This is a genomic window from Actibacterium sp., from assembly GCF_041584535.1.
GTDB lineage: Bacteria > Pseudomonadota > Alphaproteobacteria > Rhodobacterales > Rhodobacteraceae > Actibacterium_D.
Map to the genome: position 1 here is coordinate 1 of NZ_JBFHDW010000267.1, position 3,557 is coordinate 3,557.

Below are 3,557 nucleotides of genomic sequence, written 5' to 3' on the forward strand. Positions count from 1 at the left end.
CGTCAATGGGGGCGTCGCCCCAGTCGCTGCCGGACCAGCCCAGCATGCCGCCCAGCAGGCCGCGATCGGGGCGGCGTTCCAGCAGCCAAGCGCCATCGGCCCGGCGGGCGATATAGGCGATGCCAAAGCGCGTCGGTTTGGCTTGCTTGGGGGTTTTGCGGGGCAGATCGGCACTGATGCCTGTCGCATGGGCGACGCAGGGCGCGCGCAGGGGGCAGATGCCACAGGCCGGAGATTTCGGCGTGCAGATCGTGGCGCCCAGATCCATCACCGCTTGGGCATGGCAGCCGGGGCGCGTGAGCGGGGTCAGGGATTCGGCCAGCGCGGTCAGTTCGCGCTTGGCTTTGGGCAGCGGGGTCTGCACCGCATAGAGCCGCGCCATCACCCGCTCGACATTGCCATCGACCACGGTCGCCGGTTCGTCAAAGGCAATGGCGGCGATGGCGGCGGCGGTATAGGGGCCGATCCCTGGCAGGGTCAGCAGCCCGGCGCGGCTGTCGGGAAAGCGCCCGCCATGATCGGCAACCACCGCCCGCGCGCATTTCAGCAGGTTGCGGGCGCGGGCGTAATAGCCCAGCCCGGCCCATTCGCCCATCACATCGGCATCTTCGGCTGCGGCCAGCGCCCCGACATCCGGCCAGCGGTGGGTGAAGCGGTGGAAATAGTCACGCACCGCCGCGACGGTGGTTTGTTGCAGCATCACCTCGGACAGCCAGACCGCATAGGGATCGGGGCGGACACCGGCCTTGCGCGCGGCGGGGCCGACGCGCCACGGCAGATCGCGGGCATGGCGGTCATACCAGTCCAGCAGGGCGGTGCTCACCTGATCGTCACGCAATGTTTATGCTCGCAGTTCGGATAGCCATTGGCGGCAAGGGCCGCGGCGCATAAGAATAGGGGCTGAAACAGGAATTGACAGGCGTGATGAGCACCAACCCGCAAGACAGTCGAAAAAGCCGCCGGATGCGCGGTTTCGAGCGGACCTCAAGCCTGTTGTCCGATCCCATCCGCAGCGCCGGAGAAAAGCGCGGTTTTGCCGTGACCCGGCTGTTGACCCATTGGGCCGAGATTGTGGGCGAGGGCACCGCTCGGGTGGCGCGCCCGGTCAAGGTGACCTATGGGCGGCACGGGTTCGGCGCCACGCTGACGGTGCTGACCACCGGGGCCAATGCGCCGATGCTTGAGATGCAAAAGGAACAGATCCGCGAAAAGGTGAATGCCTGTTATGGCTATGCCGCGATTTCACGGATCATGTTGACCCAAACTGCGCCGACCGGCTTTGCCGAGGGTCAGGCGCAATTCGCGCCGGCGCCGAAACAAACGCCCGCCCCCGATCCGCGTGCCTTGGCGCAGGCGGCTGATCTGTCAAAGGGTGTGGGCGATGACAGCCTGCGTCTGGCGCTGGAAAATCTGGGGCGCAACGTATTATCCCGACCGAAACGGTAATTGGAGACCGACTTTATGAATCGCAGAACCGCCTTGATCCTTGGCTCGTCCGCTTTGGTGTCGCTTGCCGCGCCGATCTCTGCCTTTGCCGAAAGCATGACGCCCGAGATCGTCGATTTCGCAATTGGCGCCGAAGATGCTCCGGTGACGATCATCGAATATGCTTCGTTCACCTGCCCGCATTGCGCGCGCTTCCATGACGATGTCTATCCCCTGCTTAAGGCCGATTATGTCGAGACCGGCAAAGTGCGCTTCGTCTATCGCGAGGTCTATTTCGACCGGCCCGGCCTGTGGGCAGCGATGGTGGCGCGTTGCGGTGGCGAAATGCGCTATTTCGGCATTTCCGACATGCTGTTCGACAAACAGAAAGAATGGATTGGCGATGGCACCGGCGCGGTGATCGCCGCGAACCTGCGCAAGATCGGCCTTAGCGCCGGTCTGACCAACGAAGAGCTGGATCAGTGCATGGCCGATGGCGCAAAGGCGCAAGCGATGCTTGATCATTATGAGGTCAACATCACCGAATACCCGATCGAGGGCACGCCCGCGCTGGTCGTCAACGGCAAGCTATATGGCAATATGGGCTATGATGAGCTGAAAGAGCTGATCGAGAAAGCGCTTTAAGCGAACAGCCGGTCCAGCGCCGCGTCCAGCGGTGCCGGATCGGCGATTTCCAACCGCACCGGAACTGTCAGAACCTTGCGGCGAAAGCTGTCAGGCAGGCGCACCGCGTCTTTTTCGGTGGTGACCAGTTGCGCACCAAGGGCGGCGGCCTCGATTTCCAACCGTTTCATCAAGGCTTCGGTCAGCGGTTGGTGATCGGCCAGCGGTTCAGCCCGCAGCACGCGGGTGCCCAACGCCGTCAGCGTGGCAAAGAATTTCTGCGGATGGCCGATCCCGGCAAAGGCCAGCACGTTCAGCCCCTGCCAGTCCATTCCGGTCTGCAACGGTTTCAGCGCGCCTTTCAGGTGCGGTTTGGTGATGGCCTGCGCCCAGGTCTGTTCGAACTGGCGCTGGGCCGGTCCGGGCCCGATCGACAGCAGCAGATCACCGCGCGCCATGCCGGTGGCGACCGGCTCGCGCAGCGGCCCGGCGGGGATCACCCGGCCATTGCCGAACCCGCGTGCCGCATCGACGACGATGATCGACAGGTCCTTATGCACCGCCGGGTTCTGAAACCCGTCATCCAGCAAGATCACATCGGCGCCTGCGGCCTCGGCCGCCTTGACGCCCGCAGCGCGGTCCTTGGCCACCCAGGTCGGCGCGAAGGCGGCCAGCAACAGCGGCTCGTCCCCGACATCGGCGGCGCTGTGAGTGCGCTCGATCACCTGAACCGGGCCGTCCAACTGGCCGCCATAGCCACGGCTGACCACATGCGGGGTCAGGCCGCGCGCGATCAGGGTCATTGTCAGCGCGATGGCGGTCGGGGTCTTGCCGGTGCCGCCGGCATTGATATTGCCGACACAGATCACCGGCACGCTGGCGCGATAGGGCGTTGCGCCCCGCAACCGACGCGCGGTTCCCGCCGCATAGATCGCGGCAAGCGGCGCCAGTGCCCGCGCGCTAAGCGATGGCGCGTCAGGTGCGGTGAACCAGAAATCAGGCGCGCGCATCAGGCCACCTCGGCATTGTCGAGGCGGTCCAGCATGTGCTGAACGATGCGCTGCGTGGTTTCCGCCCCCAGCGTCGAGACCTGCCACGCGTTATTCGCCAACTCAGCCGCCTTTTCCGGTGCCAACAGCAGGCTTAGCGTGCGGGCAAGGCTTTCGGCATCGCGCACGGTGCGCGCGGCGCGGGCGGTGTCCAGTTGCCGCAGCAGCAATTGAAACGGCCCTGAATGCGGCCCGTGCAGAATGGCCGACCCCAAGGCCGCCGCCGCCGCCGGATCAGCGGGGTCAGTGTGTTCGGGCATCAATGTGCCGCCCAGAAAGGTGATCGGTGCCAGACGCAGCCAAAGACCGTCCTCGCCTTCGGTGTCGGCGATATAGATCTGGGTTTCCTCATGCGGGTCCTGATCGGCCGAACGCAGGGCCACCCGCCAGCCTTCTTTGCGCAGGGTGCGGGCCAGATCGGGGCCGCGTGCCGGGTTCGACGGCGCAAGGATCAGCAAC

At 65.2% G+C, this 3,557-nt stretch carries 5 protein-coding genes; 2 read left to right on the plus strand and 3 right to left on the minus strand.

What is annotated here, in order from left to right:
• A partial coding sequence (gene mutY, locus ABYW26_RS12005; RefSeq protein WP_372605138.1) for an A/G-specific adenine glycosylase occupies positions 1–823 on the minus strand: 823 nt, incomplete at its 3' end.
• Positions 824–924: 101 nt separating this feature from the next.
• On the opposite strand from mutY, the gene ABYW26_RS12010 reads away from it, so the two are divergent.
• The gene (locus ABYW26_RS12010) at positions 925–1,446 is read left to right on the plus strand and encodes a DUF721 domain-containing protein (protein ID WP_372605139.1); all 522 of its coding nucleotides are present in this window, start codon (positions 925–927) and stop codon (positions 1,444–1,446) included.
• Between the two features lie 15 nt (positions 1,447–1,461).
• On the plus strand, positions 1,462–2,070 hold the full coding sequence (locus tag ABYW26_RS12015) for a DsbA family protein (RefSeq protein ID WP_372605140.1): 609 nt from the start codon (positions 1,462–1,464) through the stop codon (positions 2,068–2,070).
• Here ABYW26_RS12015 and lpxK read toward each other — a convergent pair.
• Both lpxK and ABYW26_RS12025 read right to left on the minus strand, forming a co-directional pair.
• Positions 2,067–3,059, minus strand: a complete 993-nt coding sequence (lpxK, locus tag ABYW26_RS12020) for a tetraacyldisaccharide 4'-kinase (RefSeq protein WP_372605141.1) — start codon at positions 3,057–3,059, stop codon at positions 2,067–2,069. The two genes, ABYW26_RS12015 and lpxK, sit on opposite strands and share 4 nt — an antisense overlap.
• Positions 3,059–3,557: 3-deoxy-D-manno-octulosonic acid transferase (locus ABYW26_RS12025; protein ID WP_372605142.1), on the minus strand; the 499-nt coding region annotated here is incomplete at its 5' end. The genes lpxK and ABYW26_RS12025, both read right to left, overlap by 1 nt.

Coding starts and splice junctions, on each gene's coding strand:
- ABYW26_RS12010 (WP_372605139.1), top strand. CDS start 925: ATGAGCACCAACCCGCAAGACAGTCGAAAAAGCCGCCGGATGCGCGGT.
- ABYW26_RS12015 (WP_372605140.1), top strand. CDS start 1,462: ATGAATCGCAGAACCGCCTTGATCCTTGGCTCGTCCGCTTTGGTGTCG.
- lpxK (WP_372605141.1), bottom strand. CDS start 3,059: ATGCGCGCGCCTGATTTCTGGTTCACCGCACCTGACGCGCCATCGCTT.